21 protein-coding genes, 1 tRNA gene and 1 pseudogene are annotated in these 24162 nt (G+C 43.2%); 10 read left to right on the top strand and 13 right to left on the bottom strand.

Features of this window, described 5'->3' with window-relative positions:
- Positions 1-37 precede the first annotated feature (37 nt).
- From AMBT_RS13825 to hemW, 4 genes are all read left to right on the top strand, one after another.
- Positions 38-1216, top strand: a complete 1179-nt coding sequence (locus tag AMBT_RS13825; RefSeq protein WP_013785255.1) for a tRNA nucleotidyltransferase/poly(A) polymerase-related protein — start codon at positions 38-40, stop codon at positions 1214-1216.
- A gap of 150 nt (positions 1217-1366) precedes the next feature.
- The gene (gene srmB / locus AMBT_RS13830) at positions 1367-2611 is read left to right on the top strand and encodes an ATP-dependent RNA helicase SrmB (RefSeq protein ID WP_013785256.1); all 1245 of its coding nucleotides are present in this window, start codon (positions 1367-1369) and stop codon (positions 2609-2611) included.
- A gap of 457 nt (positions 2612-3068) precedes the next feature.
- Positions 3069-3671 carry an XTP/dITP diphosphatase gene (locus AMBT_RS13835; protein WP_013785257.1) on the top strand — a complete coding sequence of 201 codons (603 nt, stop codon included), beginning with the start codon at positions 3069-3071 and terminating at the stop codon, positions 3669-3671.
- The gene (hemW, locus tag AMBT_RS13840) at positions 3664-4803 is read left to right on the top strand and encodes a radical SAM family heme chaperone HemW (RefSeq protein ID WP_013785258.1); all 1140 of its coding nucleotides are present in this window, start codon (positions 3664-3666) and stop codon (positions 4801-4803) included. Before AMBT_RS13835 ends, hemW begins: the two co-directional genes overlap by 8 nt.
- 54 nt (positions 4804-4857) lie before the next feature.
- Here hemW and AMBT_RS13845 read toward each other — a convergent pair whose 3' ends face one another.
- The 8 genes from AMBT_RS13845 to AMBT_RS13885 all read right to left on the bottom strand — a co-directional run bounded on the left by AMBT_RS13845 (position 4858) and on the right by AMBT_RS13885 (position 11868).
- The gene (locus tag AMBT_RS13845; RefSeq protein WP_013785259.1) at positions 4858-5667 is read right to left on the bottom strand and encodes a YggN family protein; all 810 of its coding nucleotides are present in this window, start codon (positions 5665-5667) and stop codon (positions 4858-4860) included.
- A gap of 201 nt (positions 5668-5868) precedes the next feature.
- Positions 5869-6396, bottom strand: a complete 528-nt coding sequence (locus tag AMBT_RS13850; RefSeq protein WP_013785260.1) for an Lcl C-terminal domain-containing protein — start codon at positions 6394-6396, stop codon at positions 5869-5871.
- A gap of 2 nt (positions 6397-6398) precedes the next feature.
- Entirely contained in the window at positions 6399-8225 is a 1827-nt protein-coding gene (locus tag AMBT_RS13855; RefSeq protein WP_013785261.1) for an Lcl C-terminal domain-containing protein, read from the bottom strand.
- A 98-nt stretch (positions 8226-8323) separates the two neighbouring features.
- Positions 8324-8815 (bottom strand): PAS domain-containing protein, encoded by a 492-nt coding sequence (locus tag AMBT_RS13860; RefSeq protein WP_013785262.1) that lies wholly within the window; start codon positions 8813-8815, stop codon positions 8324-8326.
- Positions 8815-9810, bottom strand: a complete 996-nt coding sequence (locus tag AMBT_RS13865) for a response regulator (RefSeq protein ID WP_013785263.1) — start codon at positions 9808-9810, stop codon at positions 8815-8817. The genes AMBT_RS13860 and AMBT_RS13865 overlap by 1 nt, the downstream gene beginning before the upstream one ends.
- 185 nt (positions 9811-9995) lie before the next feature.
- Positions 9996-10715: an LrgB family protein gene (locus AMBT_RS13870; protein WP_013785264.1), complete on the bottom strand. Its 720-nt coding sequence runs from the start codon at positions 10713-10715 to the stop codon at positions 9996-9998.
- Positions 10708-11166, bottom strand: a complete 459-nt coding sequence (locus tag AMBT_RS13875; protein WP_013785265.1) for a CidA/LrgA family protein — start codon at positions 11164-11166, stop codon at positions 10708-10710. The genes AMBT_RS13870 and AMBT_RS13875 overlap by 8 nt, the downstream gene beginning before the upstream one ends.
- A gap of 369 nt (positions 11167-11535) precedes the next feature.
- Positions 11536-11868 carry a DUF3718 domain-containing protein gene (locus tag AMBT_RS13885; protein ID WP_013785267.1) on the bottom strand — a complete coding sequence of 111 codons (333 nt, stop codon included), beginning with the start codon at positions 11866-11868 and terminating at the stop codon, positions 11536-11538.
- A gap of 239 nt (positions 11869-12107) precedes the next feature.
- On the opposite strand from AMBT_RS13885, the gene AMBT_RS13890 reads away from it, so the two are divergent.
- Positions 12108-12767 (top strand): hypothetical protein, encoded by a 660-nt coding sequence (locus tag AMBT_RS13890; protein ID WP_013785268.1) that lies wholly within the window; start codon positions 12108-12110, stop codon positions 12765-12767.
- 20 nt (positions 12768-12787) lie between these two features.
- Here AMBT_RS13890 and AMBT_RS13895 read toward each other — a convergent pair whose 3' ends face one another.
- The gene (locus AMBT_RS13895) at positions 12788-13117 is read right to left on the bottom strand and encodes a hypothetical protein (protein WP_013785269.1); all 330 of its coding nucleotides are present in this window, start codon (positions 13115-13117) and stop codon (positions 12788-12790) included.
- A gap of 287 nt (positions 13118-13404) precedes the next feature.
- Entirely contained in the window at positions 13405-14202 is a 798-nt protein-coding gene (locus AMBT_RS13900) for an MbnP family protein (protein WP_013785270.1), read from the bottom strand.
- Positions 14203-14537: 335 nt separating this feature from the next.
- On the opposite strand from AMBT_RS13900, the gene AMBT_RS13905 reads away from it, so the two are divergent.
- Positions 14538-14614 (top strand) — tRNA-Ile (locus AMBT_RS13905).
- A 179-nt stretch (positions 14615-14793) separates the two neighbouring features.
- Here AMBT_RS13905 and AMBT_RS13910 read toward each other — a convergent pair.
- The 3 genes from AMBT_RS13910 to AMBT_RS13920 are packed head-to-tail and all read right to left on the bottom strand — an operon-like array spanning position 14794 to position 20869.
- The gene (locus AMBT_RS13910; protein ID WP_013785272.1) at positions 14794-16998 is read right to left on the bottom strand and encodes a DEAD/DEAH box helicase; all 2205 of its coding nucleotides are present in this window, start codon (positions 16996-16998) and stop codon (positions 14794-14796) included.
- Entirely contained in the window at positions 16995-18302 is a 1308-nt protein-coding gene (locus AMBT_RS13915; protein ID WP_013785273.1) for an ATP-binding protein, read from the bottom strand. The genes AMBT_RS13910 and AMBT_RS13915 overlap by 4 nt, the downstream gene beginning before the upstream one ends.
- A gap of 2 nt (positions 18303-18304) precedes the next feature.
- Positions 18305-20869, bottom strand: a complete 2565-nt coding sequence (locus AMBT_RS13920) for a tellurite resistance TerB family protein (protein WP_013785274.1) — start codon at positions 20867-20869, stop codon at positions 18305-18307.
- A 498-nt stretch (positions 20870-21367) separates the two neighbouring features.
- On the opposite strand from AMBT_RS13920, the gene tnpA reads away from it, so the two are divergent.
- From tnpA to AMBT_RS13940, 4 genes and pseudogenes are all read left to right on the top strand, one after another.
- Complete coding sequence (tnpA, locus tag AMBT_RS13925; protein WP_013784481.1) at positions 21368-21688, top strand: IS66 family insertion sequence element accessory protein TnpA; 321 nt, start codon at positions 21368-21370, stop codon at positions 21686-21688.
- The gene (gene tnpB / locus AMBT_RS13930; RefSeq protein ID WP_013784480.1) at positions 21685-22035 is read left to right on the top strand and encodes an IS66 family insertion sequence element accessory protein TnpB; all 351 of its coding nucleotides are present in this window, start codon (positions 21685-21687) and stop codon (positions 22033-22035) included. The genes tnpA and tnpB overlap by 4 nt, the downstream gene beginning before the upstream one ends.
- Positions 22036-22121: 86 nt before the next feature.
- Positions 22122-23625 (top strand): annotated as a pseudogene (gene tnpC, locus AMBT_RS13935) (IS66 family transposase).
- The gene (locus tag AMBT_RS13940; RefSeq protein ID WP_013785275.1) at positions 23626-24093 is read left to right on the top strand and encodes a transposase; all 468 of its coding nucleotides are present in this window, start codon (positions 23626-23628) and stop codon (positions 24091-24093) included. It abuts the pseudogene before it with no gap.
- The last annotated feature ends 69 nt before the right edge of the window (positions 24094-24162 follow it).

Genomic DNA, 24162 nt, shown 5'->3' on the forward strand with positions numbered 1-24162 from the left:
AACTATTGGCTGAGTTAAATTTTAAAATAGAGGTTACATGCAGGTTTATTTAGTTGGCGGCGCGGTACGCGACACCCTTTTGGGAAGAACCGTTACCGAACGTGATTATGTTGTGGTAGGAGCAACACCAGCGCAAATGCTAGCTAAAGGCTTTACGCAAGTCGGTAAAGACTTTCCTGTATTTTTACACCCCAAAACCTCAGAAGAATACGCACTTGCCCGTACCGAACGTAAAATGGGCAGCGGTTATACAGGCTTTGAGTGCGATGCTTCTACGTCGGTCACGTTAGAAGAGGATTTAAAACGCCGCGACTTAACGGTAAATGCCATTGCCCGAGATCAAGACGGCGAACTTATCGATCCCTATCATGGGCAAAAAGACTTACAGCAAAAAATACTTCGTCATGTTTCTGAAGCGTTCAGTGAAGACCCTCTGCGGGTATTTCGCGTTGCCCGTTTCGCCACCCGCTATGCCTACTTAGGATTCACCATTGCTGAAGAAACCCTAAGCCTGATGACCGACATGGCCAAGTCTGGTGAATTAACTAGCCTAAGTGCAGAGAGAGTATGGCAAGAAACCAAGCGAAGTTTACTTGAAGCCACGCCCGAGGTATTTTTCAAAACTTTAAAAGCGTGCAACGGCTTAGACGACTGGTTTGCAGAACTTAGTCAGTCTGAAAGCGCTTTTAACACTGCCATTCAAACGCTCAAACAAATTCAAAGGCAAACGCACTCTCAACCACAAGAACAAGACGCCAGTCCGTCTGCGCCAATAGAAGTTCGTTTTGCAGCGTTTTGTTCAGGCTTATCACTCAATGACGTTCAGCAGATGTGTAAACGATTAAAAGTGCAAAATACGGTAAGCGACATTGCTGAAATGGTAAGCGCGCATAAAACATCACTTCTTAATTGCGACAAACTAGACGCCGACACGCTGTTAACAGTGTTTAATAAAACCGATGCATGGCGACGACCTGAGCGCTTTAGGCTTTTCCTTAATGCCCTGCAACCAATTGCAATGCAACCCTCTGATTTAGCGCAGGCCGGCGCTATGAGTTCATTACATTGGCCAGAGCGCGAAGCGTTGATAACTCAAGCCTTAGTGGCAGCCAATGCCGTGGATGTTCAGCACATTATTGCTCAAGGATTTAAAGGCCCAGAAATTCGTGAAGCCCTGAACAACGCTAAATTGGAAAAAATAAGCGCACTACTTTGATAAGGCGCACTGGCAAGTGCGTTTTAAAAATGAGCTTTTATAAAGAGCTCACACAAAACACGTCGGTAAATTACCTATTACGTGTTTTTTTTCTACGTTTTGTACCATAAATGCTACAATACGCCCCATTCAATATGAGCGTTTTATACTATGACTTTCGAAGATCTCGAATTAGACGAAGAACTCTGCCACGCGGTGGCGGATATGGGCTACGAGAGCCCCACCAGCGTACAATCTTTGGTTATCCCTCATGCAATGGACGGGCGCGACATTTTAGCGTCTGCGCCTACTGGCACGGGTAAAACCGCTGCGTTCTTGTTACCGGTTTGTCAGTTTTTACTCGACTACCCGCGTAAACAACCCGGTTCAACCCGTATTCTTATTCTTACCCCTACCCGCGAACTCGCGCTGCAGGTGTATGAACAAGCCGTAGAGTTAACCAAGCACACTGACATTGTTAGCGGTGTGATCACCGGTGGCATTAACTACGGTACCGACAGAGAAACCCTTAGCCAAAGCATCGATATTTTGGTGGCGACTCCAGGGCGTCTATTCGAGCATATTCAAAATGAAATGGCCGATTGTCGAGACATCGAGTGCCTTATTCTTGATGAAGCCGATCGCATGCTAGACATGGGTTTCCGCACTATTGTGAACCAGATTGCGAGTGAAGCACGCTGGCGCAAACAGAACATGCTATTTTCTGCCACATTGGAAGGCGGCGGTGTAAGTCAGTTTGCCAAAGACATTCTACAAAATCCTGAAGTGATTGAAGCCTTTCCATCACGCAAAGAAAAGAACAAAATTCACCAGTGGTATCACTTAGCTGATGACTTAAACCATAAAAAGGCATTGCTCGTTCATATATTAAAAGAACAAGCGACTACCACGGTTGTATTCGTTAAAACCCGCGAACGCCTGCAAATGCTTAAAGACTATTTAGCATCGCAAGATATTATGGTGTGCTGGTTACAAGGCGAAATGCCACAAGATAAACGTATGGCTGCCTTAACGCGCTTTAAAAGTGGCGAAGTGCCGGTACTCTTAGCTACCGACGTAGCCGCGCGAGGCATTGATGTACCTGAAGTTAGCCATGTTATTAACTTCGATATGCCACGTAAAGCCGACGTTTATGTTCACCGAATTGGACGTACCGGCCGTGCTGGCGCCAAAGGCACTGCGATATCTTTGATAGAAGCCCACGACTTTGAATTTATCACCAAAGCAGCGCGCTACACCGAAGAACCAATCAAAGCCCGGGTTATTTCAGAACTTCGTCCGCAAAATAAAGCCCCCAAAATTGGCCCAAGAAAGAAAAAGCTAACGGCGAAAGACAAAGCAAAAGCCAAGTCTAAAGCGAAGCCAAAAATTAAGAATCGCACGAAGAAGCGCTAACGCGATAACCTGACACGGGGATAAGTGATGCGGCCATTTGCCTGCTAGTTGATGACGAGGTTGGTGATGGCACGGTTAGCGATGGCACGGTTAGCGCGGCCAATCAGGTGTATTGGCTGCGCAAGCTTTCTCCCAATTCAGGGCAATCTGCGAAACCGGCAGGTATAAACCACCTTTAGCCATTCAAAGTTTTTTAAAAACGGTGTCTTATTAAGTTGCTCTTAATCTGCTACACAAGCTATTAAATAAATCGCGATTAAAACTGCAATATTAGCGACACAGGCTAGCAAGTAGGAGAACTAACTGCACAGTAACCCCTCTGCCGCATGGATGCGGCCTACATGCAAAAGAAGGGCGTACAGGGATGTATTCACCGCGTGGTTACGGGGTAGTTAGGTCTCCTGCTTAGCTTAGCCAGCGCCAGCTAAAACTGAATTAAATTTGTTAAGGTATTTTTATGACTTTTCCTCAAAAGATAGTGCTCGCGTCTGGTAATCAGGGCAAGGTGCGTGAATTCACCAGCTTGTTTGCTGAGTACGGTGTAGATGTTATTGCGCAAAAAGAATTGGGCGTGGAAGACGTGCCTGAAACGGGCACTACCTTTGTTGAGAACGCCATTATTAAAGCGCGACATGCTGCCAAGGTTACAGGTTTACCCGCTATTGCTGACGATTCGGGCTTAGTGGTCGACGCCCTGGGTGGCGCGCCAGGTATTTATTCAGCCCGTTTTGCTGGAGTTAATGCTACCGACAGCGACAATATCGACAAGCTTTTAAGTGAGTTAGCAGGTTCTGATAACCGCAAAGCCCACTTCTTTTGCACACTGGTATTCATGCGTCACGCAGGTGACCCTGTCCCACTCGTTAGCCAAGGTAAGTGGGAAGGTGAAATTCTTAAATCTCGTGAAGGCGATGGCGGCTTTGGTTACGATCCTGTTTTCAATGTGCCATCTCACAACTGCACAGCCGCACAGTTAGATAAAGCTGAAAAGAACCGTATTAGTCACCGCGGAAACGCACTGGCTATACTATTAGAAACGATGAGAAACACCTTTGCGTAATCCTCCACTAAGTTTGTATGTGCATATTCCTTGGTGCGTACAAAAATGCCCATATTGCGATTTTAATTCACACGGCTTAAAGTCGGCATTGCCCGAAAAAGAGTATGTCGCTCATCTGCTTGATGACTTAGCCATAGATGCTAAGCGCATAGGCGATAGGACCGTTGAAACTATTTTCATAGGCGGTGGCACACCTAGCTTATTTTCAGCCGAGGCGATTAGCGACCTAGTTAAAGGCATTCGCGAGCGCGTGAACTTGGCAGATAATGCCGAAATCACTATGGAAGCCAACCCTGGCACGGTGGAAAGTGGCCGTTTCGCTGGCTTCTATCAAGCGGGTATCAACCGCATTTCAGTAGGTATACAAAGCTTTCAGCCAGCCCACTTAAAGGTACTTGGCCGCATTCATGACGATACCCAAGCCATAGAAGCGATTAATCAGGCACACAGCGCTGGGCTACCTACATTTAACCTTGATTTAATGCACGGCTTGCCTGAGCAAAGTGTTGAAAATGCCATGTCTGATGTAGACAAAGCACTGGCGTTGTCACCCTATCATTTGTCGTGGTATCAGCTAACGATTGAACCCAATACACCTTTTTATTCACGTCCCCCTGAGTTACCCGATGATGATATTTTATGGGACATTCAAGAACAGGGGCATGCCCGTTTAAAAGCTGCTGGGTACGAGCAATATGAGATTTCTGCTTACGCAAAAGCGGGGCATCAGTGCCAGCATAACCTTAACTACTGGCGCTTTGGGGATTACTTAGGAATAGGCTGCGGTGCACACGGAAAAATTACAGATATCGCCACGGGCACGATTACGCGCACGGTTAAAATTAAGCACCCTCGTGGCTATATGGAAATAAGCCGTCCTTATTTAGATACTGAAACTCAAGTACCTGCTGAAGACTTACCTTTTGAATTCTTCATGAACCGCTTTAGATTGGTAGAGCCCTGCCCTATCGAGGATTACCCTGCATTAACCGGTGTTGAATTAACGAAAGAATATCAAGATGCATTGGATGATGCACAGGCAAAAGGACTGCTGGATATCACCGATACCCATTGGCAGGTCACCGCCAAAGGCAGACGTTACCTGAATACTTTGCTGTCTTGCTTCGTATAGGTGGTATTGAGATTGGTTGGCTTGAATTATCAGAGATTAGTGCGAGGCTATCCGCTATTCCGTTTCTTCTGGAGAATGGGAAGTAATCAGATTATACGGTTGCAGTGCAGGAATTGAAGCGCGAAGCTTTTCTTCTGCAACATCTAAGCGTTTTAGCTTGTTACAAATCCACTCTGCTTTATTCCGCAGGCTGGTCGCTTTACTGTTCATATCTCTCTCAAGCTGTTCGCCTACCGTGCCTAACTGACGGGTAATTTCAGCCACTTTCTCGCTGTTCACTTCATCACTATTGGTATTGATCCCGCTAATCGCCGACAAGATGCCACCTACAGAGGTGGAAATAGCCTCTTCCAATTGGGCTTCAATTTCACTATCAACAAAATCATCCACACTTTCTAACGATCCTGGGCCAATGAAGTAGTGATTACTGGCGTGCCTAAACTTATCTTTAACCCTTACCTTCACTCGCTTCATGGCGCTATTTAAGCGCTCGTAGCTATCGTGGTCGCTTCCTACTAAACCCAAGTAAACACTTTCAATAGTATCTACTGCCAGGTCGACACCCTCGGTAGCCAAAACTATCATTTTGGGCACCACATAATGCAAGCCATGCGCATACTCTCCTAACCACTCGCTTTGCTCAGCGGTAAGGGTTTGCCAACGACCATCGATAAAAAGTTGAGTTTGATCGTTAATTTGCACCCGCGTGCGAGACTTTTCCATAACGCGAAGTTGAGTGTCGTTAACCGCTAAGCCATACGCAAAATCAATGTTGCACGAGATTTCTGCCGAGGCTGGTTTAATCCATCCAGCAAATAGCACTGTGCTTACAATACCTAGTAAAAGGCGTTCAAAATATTTCATGGGAGTATTGTGGCTAGCTTACACGCAAATAGGAAGGCGACATGAGTCTAAACTGCGAAAAATCAGGGTGAAGTATCAAGGTCAACATGGATGCCTGCTAGCAATAAGAAAAGCGCGCATTATAAGTGCGCGCTTTCATATTTCCTACCATACAACCTTAGCATTAGCCTAAAGTATAAATTGAAGATTGGTGCATATTCGCTAATCGTTTGTGTACGTTCGCACCAATCTTACGTAAATAAAGCGATCTTTCTCTTTAATTGAATGGCTCGCATTGAAGAAAGCCACTACCCACGCCCTATCGGGGTCATCAACCGAAGGGGTAGATGTCCAAAAGTCATCTGGCGGCGTTTCTGGGAACATGGTGCTATTTACAGCGGGGCGTACACAGTCACGCTCAACAATGGTGGCAAGTTCCTTAACATTAGGAAGTCGCCAACCTAATAAGTCTTCATCACTGGCCGCTTGCGCTAACTTCAATGCTTGCTGCCATGTGTACTTCACGGCTTCGCCGTCACACGTACTTCCATCCCATGTTTGCCCTTCTGCACACCGCTCCCACACCAAGTCGGTAGGCTCATGCAATACCGTACTACTGGTGATAGTGGTAAAGTCTTCATCAGGTGTGGTTTCAAGCCCATCGGACAAACAGGTTTGTGCCGAAAGTGTCGTAGAAATTAACATCAACGATGCTGCTATCGGTGCTAATAAAGGTGCAAATGTTTTCATGATTATCTCCCCGCTCTTACTAAGCGTACTTTTGCCGCCGAGGATTTATTTAAAAAGTTATCTACCCCAGAATCGAAATCCAGCGCCCATGCATTTTGCGCATCGTCGCTGTTTACACCGTCGGCGCTAGGTACAGAAGTCCAGTACCACACTGGGTTTGCCGAAAGTACGCCAGTATACGGAAAGTAGTCTTCATCAATGGTCATACTATCAGAGATACCTAAATGCATGAGCGAGAAAAGCTCTTGGTGGGTGGGCATACGCCAATCGTAAAAACCGCATAATCCTTGAGCGTTTAGCGCTGTCACATAAGCTTGTGTGTTGCAGTTGGTCAGTGAACAAACCGTATCTCTGCCGCTTAAATCACCTTCATAGCCGCCATTAACATCGTCGCTATACCATGAATAAGTGTAGTCTTTATCTTGCAGTGTACCGTCGTCGGTTTTAACTTCCCACACTAAGCCCGTTACGTTGTCGCGTACGCATGACCACGTATCTGCACTGGCATCCTGTTCATCACCATTGGCATTTAAGCGGGTATAATCGAAGCCCGCTTTACCACGTCCGGCTTTCTCAATTAATCCATTTTGTTCAACAATATCAGCGCCTCGTTGACCATCTTGACCCGGCCACTCGTTTTGTTGCGCTTCAGTCAGCGCATTATCAGTTGCTTGCTGCAACACGCCAGTATCATTCATTAAAGGAGTCGGCATGGGGCGTACACCCACATTAATTGTATCTTCTACTTGATTACCGTTGGCATCGGTCACGGTTAATGTGTAAGCCACTACAGTATATTCAGTTACCGCAGGCGCGATAGCAAACGTCGATAAGTCATCTTCATCATCGATTGCTTGTATGTCTACGTTTTGGCTTAAGGTAGCTGCATCTGCCGCATTAGCAGGTAAGGTTATTGAAGAGACGTTATTGCTGCGCTCCCAATCGTAGGTCAGGGGTAATGCGCTTGGAATACTGGTGCTGGCATCGCCATCTAGTACAATCGTTTCACCGCTGAATACGCCTTGTGAGGAACCTGCGTCAACGACGGGAAGCGTATCTGACTCCGACTGAACAAAAATAGTCACAGATTCTGTGTCGGTGGTGCCTTCACTGTCGGTTACAGTTAGTTCGAAACTCAAGGTCTGAGCATCATTTGCAATAGGCGTCACTATGGTAAGAGTTGATAAATTGGTTTCTTCCCCCGTAATAACGTTAGTACCATCGGTTTGCGTCCAGCTGTAATCAGAGATGGACGCGCTCTCGTCTGTAGCGTCGTCATCGGTACTGCTACTGCCATCAAAAATAACTTCTACGCCGCCAGGGAAATTATTTGCGTCTAAACCATCCCACTCGGGCACATCAATAATTGCTTCTGGAGCAATATTAATCGGCACCACGGTTATAATGGTCAAGTCACTGGCTTCGTTGCCCCCCGTGTCGTTAACCGTTACGGTAATAGTATATTCAGTGGCACTTGATACGCTTGGTGCTTCAAAACTAGCAGCAGAATCGCTAGTGTCTTCGTTGGTGATAGTCAGTGAAGGCGATGCCGACCAGCGATAAGTATATTCTTCATTCCCACCACTCACTACCGCACTCAAGGAATAACTTGCGCCCTCGGTCACCGTTGCATCGTCACCGGCGTTAATCACTAAGTCACTGTTACTAGAGCCACTACCGCCATCTGAATCACCGCCTCCGCCACCACACGCAGCTAACGCAAACACCGTAGCGACTAAAATGAAATGCTTTGTGGAAGAGACAGCGTTTGCTTTCGCCTCTAATGGCAATAGTTGGGGTGAGAATAGAAACTGGAAAAACGTTCGCATAGTGACTCCGGCAACACGTGCAACTGTGGCCACGTGTTGATTAGCTCGAATAAAAAATGGGGGTGGTTCGCAAGTACTTGTGGCGATAAAAGTAAATATTAGCGGGCGAGCTGATTACGCTCTTGTGCTTCCGTCATATGCACTTGTATGGCTTCAAGTTGCTTTTTACCCACCGCAACATCTGTCATGTCGTAAATCATCATACTGATGTATTCAACGTTTCCTGTAGCCGATATTAATGGCGACAGTGTGATGTTTTGATACATAAATGACTCACTACCTGTAATCGGCCGGTAGTTAGGAAACTTAAATAAATAAGGGCGCTGTTCCCAGGTCATAAAGGCTCTGGTTTTTAGATCAAATACCGGTTTAGACTTTTGCGTAAACCAGTCTTCTTTAATGGTAGGGAATAAGTCAAAAAGCGATTTATCACGAACATCACTAGGCAGCATGCCACTATGACTTTCCATGAAGCCGTTCCAGACTTGAATTTTAAACTGTCGATTTAGCACAACAATGCCTACATCAACCGTTTGAAGCATGTCCATCATCCAATGGAATTCGAGTATATCATCCAATTGTTGGCTCATTAGAAGTCCTCCAACAGGTGGGCAAGTTTCGAATTCATCATTTTCATCGACTCTTCGGTAAACAACAAAATCAAATCACATTGAACATTGTAACCTTCTAAGCCATAGCTTAGCTCGATGGCGAGGGTTCGTTTCCATCTAATCTGATTCATACTGATAATTTCAGTAATAGCTCGGTGCTGCCCTAAAACAATGGGATGACCTTGGCTGAAGTTAACATCCATTTGCACTGCTAGGCCAGTAAGGCAAGTACCGATAAGAATACTGGCCGCATCCATTAATAGTTCTAGCTGTAGCTGATCATCCACTTCGCCCTCAACGTTGAGAATTTTTGCCACATCTTCAAAGCTCGAGTCACTTAAAATACAAATGGCCTCACCACTGATGCCCGGCCCTAGAAAGCCCTGACACACAGCAGTAACTTGCTCATGACTTTCAATATCTGAAAGCATCATATGTAATTCAGAGACTTCAATAAGGTTTACATTAGGAATAGGAAGTCGAACGAAGACGTTCATAATACGGGCTAAGTGATCACCGGCTTGCCCCATGGCGATATTCGTTATTTCTTGGTAACAGTCACGAATATCAGGATCTAACGGCGCAGCCTCAACAACGGGCTCTGGCTCGCTGTGCAATATGTCAAATTTATCGAGCACTTCAGCAAGGGTTTGAGGTGAGACCGGCTTACGAATAAAATCCAATGCCCCCAAGGCCGTTACTCTATCGTAAGCTTCAGGTTGAATATCACCTGAAATGACAATGACCTTAGTCGACAAGCCTTCCGCTTTAATTGCTTCTAACGTGCCATAACCATCGAGTATGGGCATGTTCAAATCAAGTAGCAGTAAGTCGCCTTTCCCTTCTTTGAGTGCAACGAGTGCTTCCTGCCCATTCTTTGCAAAATGCACGGCAATTTCCCAGTCCTGAGGCAAACATTTGGCAACTTGTTTTCGAGCGACTAACGAGTCGTCACAGACGAGTACAGAAAACATTGAATAATCTTACCACCTAGCTTTTTGATAATAGTGAAAATTACAATGCGTTGTAATCAACACTGTATCGGCGTTAATACTTCGAACTGAAGCGATAAATTTTGACGGTTCATATATTGACGTGACACGTCGAAACTAACAATAGCACTTTCGAATGAAATGCTTTTTATCCATTGTAGTCAAAATTAAAGAGATGGTGAGAGAAAACTAAATATTAATGGCAAAATAATAGCGGTAAATATGCCATTTACGCACAAACCTAGTGTTGCCATGGCTGCCACTTCATCGCCCATGTGGAGCGATTTTGCGGTTCCTACTGCATGGGCAACCGTGCCTAGCGCAACGCCTTGAGATTGCGTATCGGTTACCTTAAAAATACGAAAAACACTCGTAGCGGCAATGGCGCCTACTACACCGGTTGTAATGACAAACACAGCGGCAAGAGCAGGAATTCCACCTATTTGAGCCGATGCTTCCATGGCGAGGGGCGTGGTAATAGATTTGGCTAACATAGTGAGTTGAAGACTAACTGGCGAGTTAAACGCCCACAGTGCAGCCCAAGCTAAAATAGGCGCTACAATACCGCCAGCCACTATACTTAACAGCAAGGGTAAACCATAGTGACGCAAGCGTTGCCATTGTCGATAAATAGGCAGTGCCAACGCAACGGTGACAGGGCCTAACAACCAATGCAACAAACCAGCAGATTGCTGATAATGGGTCATAGCAGTATTGGACAAATACACGAGCACTCCCACACTTAGCGCCGTAAAAATAAGTGGGTGAGAAATCGGGTAACGGTAATATTTTCGGTTTATGGTTAACCCAATCCAATAAAATAGTAGCGTAATTGCAAGCCACGCCACACCCGAAAGCGTAGCGGCATGTCTAATAGCTTCAATCATTGTCACTTCCCTTTCTCACCATTTTTTTCACTACCTTTTGCTCGGTGACTTGTTCGGCTGTATCTTTTTTAGCAGGTACTTGCGAAAGGTGTGCATGGCGTGAGGAAAGTAGTTTTTCTGCTATTTTAGCGCTAATACCTAAACTTATGCAGGTAGTGATAATTATCGCGATACCTATGGCCCACCCATTTTCTGCTATTTCCTTCCAATATGCGCTAACGCCAAGAACAGCAGGTACAAACAATACCGACATATGACTGAGTAAAGGAGAGGCGGCACGTGCCACAAGAGGTTCGGCCTTAGGAGCGATAAAAAGCACCGCTAAAAGAATGAGCAAGCCAGTAAGCGCACCAGGCAGGGGTAAACCTGTTGAAGAAGACAGCCACGTACCAAGGTAATAACATCCAAGTACTAATATCGCGCCGGTTATCCATTGTCGTAGTTCAACCATTACACTTCTTGTTCTCCTGAAAACCCAGTAAGTGAGTAGACAAAGCACTTACTTCTTAGCGAAAACAGTCTATCGGCTGAACGAATATGACGCTAGTAAGACATTGGTCTTTTTCGACGTTTTTCTTTCCAAGCCTTATGGAGAAGGAAATAGAGAGAAGGAAATAGAATATAGGCAGATTATGTGCAAAGGGCTCAAGCTTAGAAGGCTGGTACTTAAAAGGCTGGTACTTAAAAGTTTAGAGCGTAAAGGAATGACGCATGAACTTGATAGTTTAATCCCCTTTTTAAATAAAAAAGAGCTACTGAAAATCAGTAGCTCCAAATCCAGGGATTTAAAATTCAATCATAAAGTCTGATTTAGTTGCCGTTAACGTTTCGCCGTTAAGACTGATTTATCAGCTTTTACTTTACGAGCAAGATAGTCGCCTGTTGACGTCGCGTTGTGTGACTGAGCGAAAGACAGCATATCTTCGCCGTTACACACTAATCCTCTGTGCAAATTTTTATAACTGATACGACTGCGTTTTACTGCTTTATGCAATGCTAAGCGATTATCTTCTTTTATCGCTTCGCAAACTGCTACAAGGTCTTGTTCAGTGCTTTCAGGATACCCATTTGCATTGGCTAGACTTGCAGACAACGCAAGAGTGATTCCAAAACCAAACAAAGCGGGTAATCTAACGTGGCGTGACATATCCATATCAAGTTCCTCAAATGAGAGTAGTTAAATGATGCGTCGACAACTACTTTTGTCTTCGCGTGCATAAACTAGTGAAAAAATATGACATTCGCGCTATAAAAAGGTTAAAACTCTGTTACGTGAGACCAAGCGATAAACGGCCGATAGAAGCCGATAATTAACCATACTAAAACGCTTACTGGTCGCAGGTTACACACACTTTGATACAAATCACTCAGTCATTAGACAAGGAGGTAATCATGTTAGAACAGCAAAAATACCATCATATTAGAGAACAAATGCGTCCAGGCGATATTATCGCTTTTGGCGGAAACAGCCTTTTCTCTCGATGGACAAAATTAACCACCCGCTCAGCCGTAACTCACATTGCTATTGTTATGCAAACCAAAATGCGTGACGAAGCGTCGGGTCGGTACTTTAATCAAGTTATGGAAGCCACCGTTTATGACGGTAAAAAAGGCGTGATGACTAACCGCTTAAGTGAACGGGTGCATACCTACGACGGCGACATGTGGTGGCTACCATTAGGTGAATCTGCTCGCGATATGTTCGAGCAAAACAAACATGAATTTTTTAATTTCATGTTTGACCAGGAAGGCAAGGCCTATGACGTACTACAACTTTTTGGTTCCGCTGTAGACGCGTTAGATAGCCACCCTATTTTAGGAAGCATTAGCTACAACCAAGAAGACTTCAGTAGTTGGTTTTGTTCCGAGTTAATTGCCGAAGGGCTGGAAACTGCAGGTATCATAAATAGTGTTAACGCATCAGAAGTTACGCCAGTAGATATTTGTCGATTCTCAATATTTGAACAGCGCTATGTGCAACTTAAAGGAGAAGCACGGCCAATAGCAGGGTTTAATACGCAGCTAGCAGATAACTGGGGACAGGTTTGCTGACCCCACATAATTTCTAATAACTAGAAAATGCTATCTTGATGGATTTTGATGAACATACTGGTACCGATTTTTGTGTAATCGATTTTATATTCTTTTCCATTTAGGGTTTGAATAAACACTAAGGTTTTTTCATCGCCAAACACATCGCTTGTTGTAATATCAACAAGTTCCATATCCATCATTTTAGCATCGCGCTTATTCTCAGGGATTTTCCCTTCGTACTGCTTGATGCCTTTATAAGTAACGATAATGGGCGGATTTTCGTCGCCGTTTGTTACTAGCAAATCTAACTTTCGAATTTTATGGATAATGGTATTTCTACCGCTTATCAGGAAGGCCTTCTCTGTCATTCTTCTCTCCGCGCCAGTTCGCCTTGTTCAGGAATCATTTATTTTTATTAAGATAGCAAATTTTGACACTATGTGCACAGCTTAACCTATTGGCGATAGGTTATTATCTCTGCTTAAAGTATAAGCTTAAATTCACGTTCGCGCGTATAAAAGCATCTATCATTGATTAAAAAAAACTATTTAGCATGGTTAATTTCTACTTAACCCCATGCGCTCGCTATTATTATGACCCGCGAGCCGCAGCCTCTCTAGTATCCGAAAGTCTATAATACGCCCTTAGCGCGAGCCTAATCCCACTTTATCCATGGTCTATTCAGTAAGTTACGTAGCAATTGCTTGCATGGTTGTGCTTCAGGGCTTCCAAATTCACAGCTATCAGCCTCTAAAAGGTCGACCTGAGCGAGTATATTTGAAACCGAAATCTCAAGTGCCAGTTCGCTATCGAGCTGTGTCATCGGTAAAATGAATTCTACCCTGTTAGTAAAGGCACAAGATGCTTCAGGCGCTGCATCAGCGGATTCAGACTCACAATTAGCACTGCCCAAATGATACTGCCACTGTTTATTGTTAGCCCCCGCGTGAGATAAATCCAGGCGTAAGAAACGATGCCCCGACTGTTTGTTTAAAAACATGCTGGTATCATTTAACGGTGATGCTTGAGCTAGAGGGTCGGTATGGTTTACATCAAAGGGAAGCCCCATTGTGAACCTAAGGTTGGTCGCCAGTTTTAATAGACCTTCCGATACATCTAGAATGATTTTATTATTGGCATTTTGTGGCGCGCTACATAACGTATGGAACTTTAATAAGGCAGTAGATTGGGTTTGCCACTGCGTTTGCTTAAAAGATACTCGCTGCCATTTACCGTCAATACGCACTTCAGGTTTGGTTAAGTAGAAGCCAAAGTAATCTAGTTGCCATTTTGTAGGCCCTACTTTTACCATTAATGGGCATGCGCTATTTTCAATGCCCGTAAGCGTAAATGGGATTTCGCCCACTTCTCGTTCACTCAAGCCCAGCTTGTCGCAGCCCGACAACCCTATAATAACCGCTAATATGACACCTAAACGCCCGTGCATTTTCATTTCTATCTGTACTTCCTGTTTGAATTTAAGGTGCTAGGACCTTGGTATAGTGGTGTTAACCCCTTCGCCCAGAGGTGATAACTAATAAACGACCTGTTGCTAAGGATCATAGTGAGGCTAATAAGGCTGGCTCGTCAAGGATTGAGGTGTTCGAGCAAGGTAAAGAAGGTGATAACAATGCAAATTCATCACAAATGCAGGTAAAGCTGAACAAAAATAAAGCAAACTGTTCACAAAGCCTAACCCTAGGCGTGACAAGGCAAATAAAACTGCTTATACTTGCGCTCGCTTTTCATTGATACGTTTCACGTTTTCAAGCAAGCGATTTCAAATATGGCCCCATAGCTCAGTTGGTTAGAGCATCCGACTCATAATCGGCAGGTCCCCTGTTCAAGTCAGGGTGGGGCCACCATTTTCCCTCGCTTCAAGCGATAGTAACCACCAACCATATTTTTCTGTGCTACATATGTGCTACAGTTTCTAATGAGTTCAATCGCTTCACGATAAAAAACACAACGAATTTGAAGGTAGTGTTGAAGAGCCTTAAGAACGAGCTAAAGCTATTGAACTTACAATTTAGTCAAAATAAATCTATGAGACGAAATCTGTTAATAGTTCTTTAATTTTCAATTTAGTACTTAAGACATCAAATGCTCTCGCGGCATAACCAGCCAAAAGCAAATTTTCTGGTAGATACTCATCAAATTTATCGATCGCCTTTTCAGGAATTGACTTAGCTAACTGATCCGCAGATATTGTGCCATCAGTCTGGAAACTCTTAAGTGCATCGATTACATCTTGCGCATCGGCCTTTTCAATTTCGATGATTCCTGCAAATGCTCCAGCAGCAAAACCCTTGCTGATCAGTACAGCAACGATAGTGTTTACAATTTTATCGCCAGCCCACGTGAGGATCACCGTTCTATTACCTTGCTGAATAAAATTAGTTTTTGCAAGGTTAGCTGTTTGGAAAAATTTAGCCGCTTCCTGAAACAATGACTGTGCAGTTTCATCCGCAAACTCTATTCGGTGTTCGCCAACCTTTATTTTGTAGTCGCCCTCACACAGTATTTTAAACATTTCTTGTCGAACCACATCATGAATCGCCATTCCAGCGCCGCCAAATTTAGGTGGCTGGCCTCCTTTAGCGCGGTTGACTAATATTACCTTTTTTTCCACATCAACCAATTCAACCACCCACCTTCTTCCAGCAAAAACGATATGTTGACCTTCTAATATCAAGCTATCTACAGGAAGTGTTCCTAGCGTTTTGCTGCCTGAAACAATTCTAAATTCTTCAGGTGTTTTAAATACAGCGTAAAAGCTATAATGATTCGTTATTTTTTCGCCAGCATGCCCTAAAACAAGCTCTCCACTACCTAACTGAGTAATTAATTCAGTATTACCCATATGGGACAATAAGCATTTAAAATGAGCGACGGTAACATGCTGAAACGGGCCATCCTTACACAGCAAACTATATATTTGGTCAGCTCTTATTCCTCCCCACTGGGCAGTTAATGCTAATATTTGATGCAGAAGTGTCGAGAAATGCAATAGTGAGGAGTCAGCCGGTTCATACCACTTATTAGCAACTAATAATCTGACCATCGCTAATGACTGAACTAGCTCCAGACGTAACTGATCTACAATACTGGATTGCTCTGTCAGTTCGTTCTCGGTAATCAGCATCCTTAGAATACTTGCACCACCGCGTCTTCCTGACCGCCCCATTCTTTGTCTCAAACTAGCTATCGAATGAGGCGCGGTAACTTGCACAACTGAGTTAACTTTCCCAATATCAATACCAAGCTCCAAGGTCATGGTACAAATTGCAGTAGTTGGGAGCCTTTCCTGCTGTAGCCGAGCTTCTAATGTTTCTCTCATTTCCTTTGAAAGGGAACCATGATGAGGAAAAAACTCATTTGGTACAGCGTTACTCTCACACATATCGGCTAATACTGCTGCAAGGATTTCAGTACGACTTCTGCTATTCGCAAAGACTAGATGGTTACCACCTCGGCAAAGTTCATATAAATCATTACATACAAGATGCTCAGCTCGCACGGCATCACCTACTGCTGTATTGGTCTCAATGTAGCCCTTGACCTGCATTTTTAGCGAAGCCGAAGATTGGGTTTGCTTAATTATTTTGCATGGTAATGATTTATTTGGCCTAAGAGAGAGTGGTACGGTCTCTAATTCGCCAAGAGTGGCACTTAATGCAGTTCTGGGTATAGGATTTTTTAGGCGACCAAGCAAATGCTCTAATCGGTGAAGTAAACTCAACAAATGATGACCACGTTCAGTCCCTATGAATGCGTGAAATTCGTCTATTACAATATGTTTTAAATTTTGAAAAGCAGATTTAACCCAACCACTATCCCGTATAAATAGTGACTCTAATGACTCAGGTGTTATTAAAACAATACCAGAAGGATTTCGTTTAAGTTTTGATTTACGGCCTTGAGCACTATCACCGTGCCAAGGCGTAACTTGTAAGTCTAGTATATCTGCTAGACTTTCAAGCCTTCTATCTTGATCGTTTATTAGTGCTTTTAGGGGACTTATATATAAGATCCCGACGCCCCGCTTATCCTCTGCAATAGCACTTATTGCGGGTAAAAAAAATGCTTCCGTTTTGCCTGCTGCTGTAGAAGCACTAATGAGCACATCAGTGCAACCGGTCAAGATAGGATCGATCGCTAGGCATTGAATTTCTCGTAGGCGATCCCAGCCCTGCTTAAAAATCCACTGCTGTACACGGAAATCCAGCTTCTCGTGTGCATCTATCATAATTTGAAATCAGCTAGTCCATCTTCTTCTGATTCGACATCAAGCTCAACATCCGATGGTTTATCTTCCACAATATCAACTTTCGCAATCAAGCTATCCCACGAAATACTTGCATTTTGATCTATTACTGCGAGCATATCTAAAAAAGCTTTTATGGTATTTCTTGGAGTTCTGAAATAAGCATCACCAATTGTTCTACTGCAATGTACTAAAAATGCCTTAAGGGATTCATCAGGCACTAAATACTGTGTTTCATCGCCAGACGCATAAACATGCCTCAGATTTTTCAGAAGAATAAATAACTCTTCAGGCGTCAAGCTAGCTAAATGTAGCGCAGGTGAAGAATAATCAATAACCCCCGCTTGTTTTGCAAATGTATTACCAGCTAGGCGTGATTGCAGTGCTTCATAGCTATATAAGCCTTTTCTTGGGTCAAGTAAGAACTCAGGTGTTCCCCCGAGTAAAAAGCCCAGATACTCCGCAGATCCCTGCAAACAGTCATTTAATATTCTTAAGATCTGTTCATAGTTCGACACTCGCGCTTGAGTACTATTGAGTTTGTATAAATTTACCATTTCATCGAGGTTAACTAGTAAACCCTCGTAGCCTGCTTGCCTCACGAATAGGCTCATTAGCTTTAAAGAATCATAAAACGATGCATCAGAAATAATACTCCTAATCCCAAGATCTTTGTGTGCATCGGTCTTAGTTGCATATTCGGCTCTTAACCATTTTACAGCATTGTTTTTTAACGTCTCATTGTCTGTTTCATGTCCAGTCCAGTAAGCTTCAATCACTTTAGAGAAGTCGTATCCTCCCACTAGTTCTGACAATGAAGATAACCTTTCTTGAATTACAGTGGTGATATCTTTACCGTTATTATCAGCTTCTTTTCGCGCTTCAGTAATGAATTTTTCTACTACGCTCGTTAAAGCATTACCGTCAGGCTTATTGCGAGTGGACATATTCCGCATGAGCTCAGAGTATAAATTCCTGGCTTGTCCAGATGATGCATGAATACGTCTATCCGGAGATAAATCAGCATTCACAGTTACCAGTTTTCGCTCCAAAGCTATAGCCCTGACAACACTTAAAAAGAAAGTTTTACCGGATCCATATTCACCAATAATTAAACGAAAAGCTGAGCCACCTTCAGTAACCCGATCTATATCCGCAATCAAAGCTTTTAACTCGTTGCCTCTACCGACCTGTATGTGCTGTATCCCTACTTTTGGCGTAACACCAGATTTAAGCGACTGGATAATAGCATCTCGCTCTTTAGCTCTAATTTTTTTGGCTGCCATTGCTATAACTCCCTTATTTCTTCAACTATTTCTTCATCTATGTATATTTCGCCATCATCTTCAATCACTGGCGCATCGACTAAATCAAACGCCCAATCGTTAATGGTTTCGATTGCACCATCGACCATAAGATTAAGATCACCGCATATTTTAGCCACTTCATTACGGCTCCATCGCGCTTGAGTACATAGCTTTTCGTAAAGCTGGCTATGTGCTTGATCTAATCCATTAATATCATTTGAAGATTCAGCAACTTTTAAACTTTCACTTTCATCATCTTCTTCAGAGGTAAATATCTCCTCTAGCATACTTCTCGCCTCTGTAGTTTGACTCTCATGAAGCGCTAAGATAGTTTCATCAATAGAAAATTCGGATGAACTCTCGCGTCCGGAAACTGATTGATGATTACTCGTAGTTAGTTGGTGTATATCACTCGATACAGTATCTTTGTCCAACCCTAAATTCGTATAGAGTTTCTCGATCTGTTTTACTTCTTTGTTATCAACATTGCCATCAGCGAGTGCTATAGAAATAATAAACCGCTTAACAAACTCGATCTCCTTTGCACCTAGGCTACTAAGTCGATTTTTCAAACCGGTATTGTCGGAAGGTGTCGCTAAGCGCCATGTCAAATATGCTTGCAAAGAGCGCTTTTCTGTATCTGTTAGCTTTTCATCACGCGCAATAAGCTTCTGTAACTCGGTGCTTTCTGATTCGTCAACAAAACCATCTATACTGGCAACCATCGCCCCTAACCGAAGAGCCACACCAACTTGATTAAATGTATGACTGGGGATAAAACCGTTTTCATGACCTGGTGCAAACAACACGATTTTCCCATCTAACTTAAGTTTCGCGTGGTGATACCTTAAATCAGGAGCAATCCCAACATTCGCAAAGTTTGCCAGACTACAAATCAATTCACTTTCTTTTTTGTTAATGGCTTTTGGTTTCGGTAATCCCGTTTGTAACCAAAACTCAGCAACATCTGTCAATCCCTCATTTTCAGAAATGATAGTCTGTGCCCAAGCTTTAAACTTTTTGATTAGTGGCGATTGCTGGCTATTCGCGATTGCAGTAGGAAGTAACATTAATGCGGCTAAGTCATCTTTCGTTGTATCCGCTTTACCTAAATATCTGCTATAACTTGCTAACTCTTCTGAAGCTCTTTCAGCTAGCGGGATTAGCTTGTTTATCGGACCTTTTAAAATACTTGGATCGGGTAGTCCATCTAATGAAATCCTCACAGTAGGAATACCATTATTGGCGGGGTAGTACTCCGCGTTCAATTGAGTTTTATTGGGCTTAACAGGTATCCCATCAGGAAACTTCTGTTTAAAATACATTTTAAACAGGGAATCAAATTCAACTTCGCAACGTCTTGCCGCAGTTTTAAGGTTGTAATGCTCAGTATTTTTAATCCATTCAAGCGCTAATGAATCTCCGATCCTTTGTGATTCAACTACTTGTTCTGCTAATCGAGATTTGAAAAGCAAAGAATGACGTGTTCGGGGAAGCTCATCTTTTTTACTTTCGAATAAATCAGGTTTTAGCAGGTACATCAGTTCGAGTAAGTTTGAGGAATAGCTAAGAAAAGAACGACTAGAGCTAAACTGCTTATTTAAGCGAAGTACCTCATCAAAAATATGTTCGAAATGAATCCTAGTGGTTTCAATATCCTTACTGTTTTCTATCACGAATCGCTCAAGACCATTAAAATATATGAACACGAAGCCTATCGGTGTATTTTCCAAGTTTCGATCTGTCGCTAACCAATCAAGGTAAGACCCCCTACATTGTTTTGATAATGAATCATAACTGGGCCAGTAGCCTAAAGTCTCATCAATGTAAAAAACATTTTGGTTGATAGATGGCTTTGCAACAGGTAACAAGTTACTTACTAATGCAGGTTCTGGTTTAAACCCTCGTAATGATTCCAGTTGCTCACCGACATATAGAAATCCACTAAGTAAGCGGTCGTGTACTTTGACCTCTTGATACTTCCCAATCCACGTCCCCTTTTTACCGACTTTTGTGAAATCGCTGTGAGTTTGCGCGCTTTCATAAATATTGAGGGAAGCAAGACCGTCATCGGCAGAAGATGAACTGGATGCATGCTCAATTCTTGACGTAGAAGCTAGTTGGGGTTGGCTATCAAGCTGAGAAGCCAAATAATTCGAAGCCGTTTTTGTGGTAGTGGTACTCTCTGAAGCTTGTATCGGAATATCTTTTACATCTATTTCTTTTTCTTCTGCGATTTTCGCTTTGCCACTATTCTTAGTTGAATCTATACTAGCTTTCTTTTCGCTGCTAATTCTTGATAAATTATTAGGAGTAAGTTGAACATTCTCTTTATCATTTTCGTCGCAAGATCCAGTATCGACTTTGTTTTGTTCATCTGATTTTTTTTCAGACGAAGAACTTCTCACTACAGTAACAGTCTCTTTTTTAGAACCAGTTTCCTTTTTATTGTATTTCGTATTTACCCTTACTTTCCCCACATCGCTTTTGGGTTTAAATATTAGCCAAATGAAAAATGCGATAACAAAAATGTAGATAACTTCCATGTAATAAGCCTTAGAATTTGTGACTTTAACGCTAATTTTTAACGTCAAATTTATAAATGCTTCTATTGTTACCTCAAGCTAACTGATTTGAACAAGTGGCGCCATACTTGAGTATACAAAATGCGAAGAAACTCTTGGTGACATCAAACAAAACAACAAAGGTATTACCATTTAAACAATAGCGTTTCCCCGATGCTTTTATCATAGCGCCCTCTGTATTGAGCACGATAGATTAGTAGAAGCATAGTCGCAATAGATGAACTTCGCGGTAGGAGCTCAAGTAACGCTTTCCATGAAGAATAGAAAGTGAAGATTCCAATTGGGTGCGTGCTACCTTCAGTCCAATTACCCATTCTATATACCGATTTTCAGCGCCCCTCACGCTTACACGTAATGCAACACGGTTATCGCTTCCAAAATCGTGTCCGTCCGGTAATCCCCACATTCAATTCATAGGTTTTCTACGTCATGGTGCTCTCTTTGTTAAGGAGAATGACCATGGCGCATCATCAACGAAGAGAAGTAGAAGACTGGCTCAATTTATTTGAGCAACAAAAACAAAGTGGACTCACAGCGGTGGCGTTTTGCCGCCAGCAACAGATTAATGTCCAAACCTACTACACCAGGCGACGTGATATTCGTCTTCAGCGTACTCACAGCAAGTTCGTTCACGTCAAACGTGAAGTAACAAAGGTTGAGTCACACACCGATGAGACCGGTGGCGAACTTCTTCTGCAACTTGGGAGCGCTCATCTTAGCGTGCCAACGAATGTTAGCCCTCACTGGCTTGCTACCGTGATGAAGGCACTAGCTGAATGAAGATGTTTGTTGAGCCTGCCGACGTTTATTTATACATGGATATCGTCGACTTTCGTAAATCGATTAATGGCTTGATTGTAGTGGTCGAACAGAACATGGAGCTCAATGCCTTTCGTGATGCGCTGTTTGTGTTTTGCAATAAAAAGCGCGATAAGCTCAAAATACTCTATTGGGATAAAACGGGCTTTGCGCTTTGGTACAAACGTCTCGAGAAGCATCGGTTCAAGTGGCCTGTCGATGCTAACTTACAGCATCTGAATGTAAGTGAACAGCAGTTACAGTGGCTGTTATCAGGCTACGATGTAATAGGCCATCAGCCGTTGCACTACAATGCATCCGGCTTATAACCTGTGATCATAAGTAGCGATTAACGATCACGAAATCGTCTTAATAATGTCGGTAAATCAATGCATTATTACATTATAATAAGACCATGAATATTGATATCGAAAGCTTACCTGATGACCCAGCAACATTGAAAAAGGTGTTGTCGCAGGTGATGTCTCGCTATCAATATCTTGAGGAGCAGTTTCGTATTTCCCAGCATAAACAGTTCGGTCAAAGCGCCGAAGGTCATCCTGGGCAAGGTGAGTTGTTTAATGAAGCGGAAGCGCTTGCTGTTGAATCAGATACGCAAGAAGAAGCCATAAGCTACACGCGTAAAAAGCCCACACGTAAACCGTTACCCAAAGGCCTACCTCGTGAGGTTATCGTTCACGATATTAGCGACGAAGAAAAAGTCTGTGGCTGTTGTGCAGGTGAGCTACATCGCATTGGTGAAGATAAGTCAGAAAAGCTTCAGTTTATTCCTGCTCAGGTCAAAGTGATTGAGCATGTTCGCCCTAAATATGCGTGTCGTACCTGTGAGAAAAGACGGTATTAGCAACACAGTAAAACAAGCGCCTGTACCTCACAGCGTTATCCCTAAAGGTTATGCGACCCCAAGTTTATTAAGCCAAATCATTACCAGCAAATATCAGTATGGGTTACCGCTGTATCGACAAGAGTCTATGTTCAAACAGCATGGTATCGAATTAAGTCGTAAAACCATGGCTGACTGGATAATCCGCTGCGCTGAGCTATTTAAACCGCTTTATGACCAGCTCCATCAACATATCCTGAAACAACCGGTTATCGCGGCGGATGAAACCACGCTGAAGGTCGTTGAATCTGAGAAAGTGAATAGCTACATGTGGTTGTACGCCAGTGGCGCTGACTCACCTACCGGTAATATCTCGGGGACAGAGATACCTAATATCGTGCTGTACGACTATCACAATAGTCGCGCTGGGCAATGCGCCGTAGACTTCCTTAAAGGTTACAGCGGCTACTTACAAGTGGATGGCTATCAAGGCTACGAGCAAACGCAAGCCATACTCATTGGTTGCTGGGCACATGCACGCCGTAAGTTCATGGAAGCCAAAAAAGGCGCAGGTAAGAAAGGCAGTGGCAAAGCGGATTGGGCACTCAATCACATCCAAAAACTCTACCGCCTAGAAACCCAGCTAAAAGATAAAACGGTAGAGGTGCGATATATTACAAGACAAGAAAAAAGTGTGCCGTTACTGAGCCAGCTTCATATGTGGCTAATGAAATCGGCTCAACAAGTGTTACCCAAAACCAAGTTGGGCGAAGCGATACAATACTGCTTAAACCAATGGAAAAAGCTGGAACGCTATACACTCGGCGGGTTATTGAGTATCGATAATAATCGCGCTGAGCGCGGGATAAAGCCGTTCGTCATAGGTAGAAAAAACTGGCTGTTTAGCCAAACGGCCACGGGCGCCAACGCCAGCGCTGTTCTCTACAGCATCATCGAAACGGCTAAAGCCAACGACCTGAACGTATTCGAGTATGTGATGACTTGCCTTGATGAACTCAGCCAGCCCGACGTCAATATCGAGCAACTGCTACCATGGCAGTTTGCTAAGCGCTAGGTGGAATTATCGGACGCTTACTTACGATACCCTGATGATACCGCATTAAAGGTTATTACAAGCAACTTCACGGAATTACTAGCTGGAATAGTAAGAGATATCGAAGAAAGATCTAAATCTCGCAAACGGTATTTAAAGAGATTTAAGCCAGAAATACATTTATGTCACAAAACTATTGTTGCAACAGACTGCCATAATATTGATACAAAAAAACTGCAGAGCAGGTTGTTAAAGTATTGGCATGAATTGTTTGAGTTTACTAATCACAATGACATTCATTGGAATAATACTGTGGCAGAACATGCTATTAAGCTTATAGCTACTCACAGAAATAAAAACCTAAAATACTTAAGCATTAAAAAAATTGAAGATTACATGACGATTCTAACAATCTACCAAAATTGTGAAATCAAAGAAAAAAGTTTTCTTCGATTCTTATTAAACCAAAAGCCTGACGACATTTTATAGCTAACGACAAAAGTCTGGAATATCAATACTTAAGTATTTACCTTATCGACTTTTAATCGTCTTTAAATT

The sequence above is a fragment of the Alteromonas naphthalenivorans genome, from assembly GCF_000213655.1.
In the GTDB taxonomy this organism is placed as follows: Bacteria; Pseudomonadota; Gammaproteobacteria; order Enterobacterales; family Alteromonadaceae; genus Alteromonas; species Alteromonas naphthalenivorans.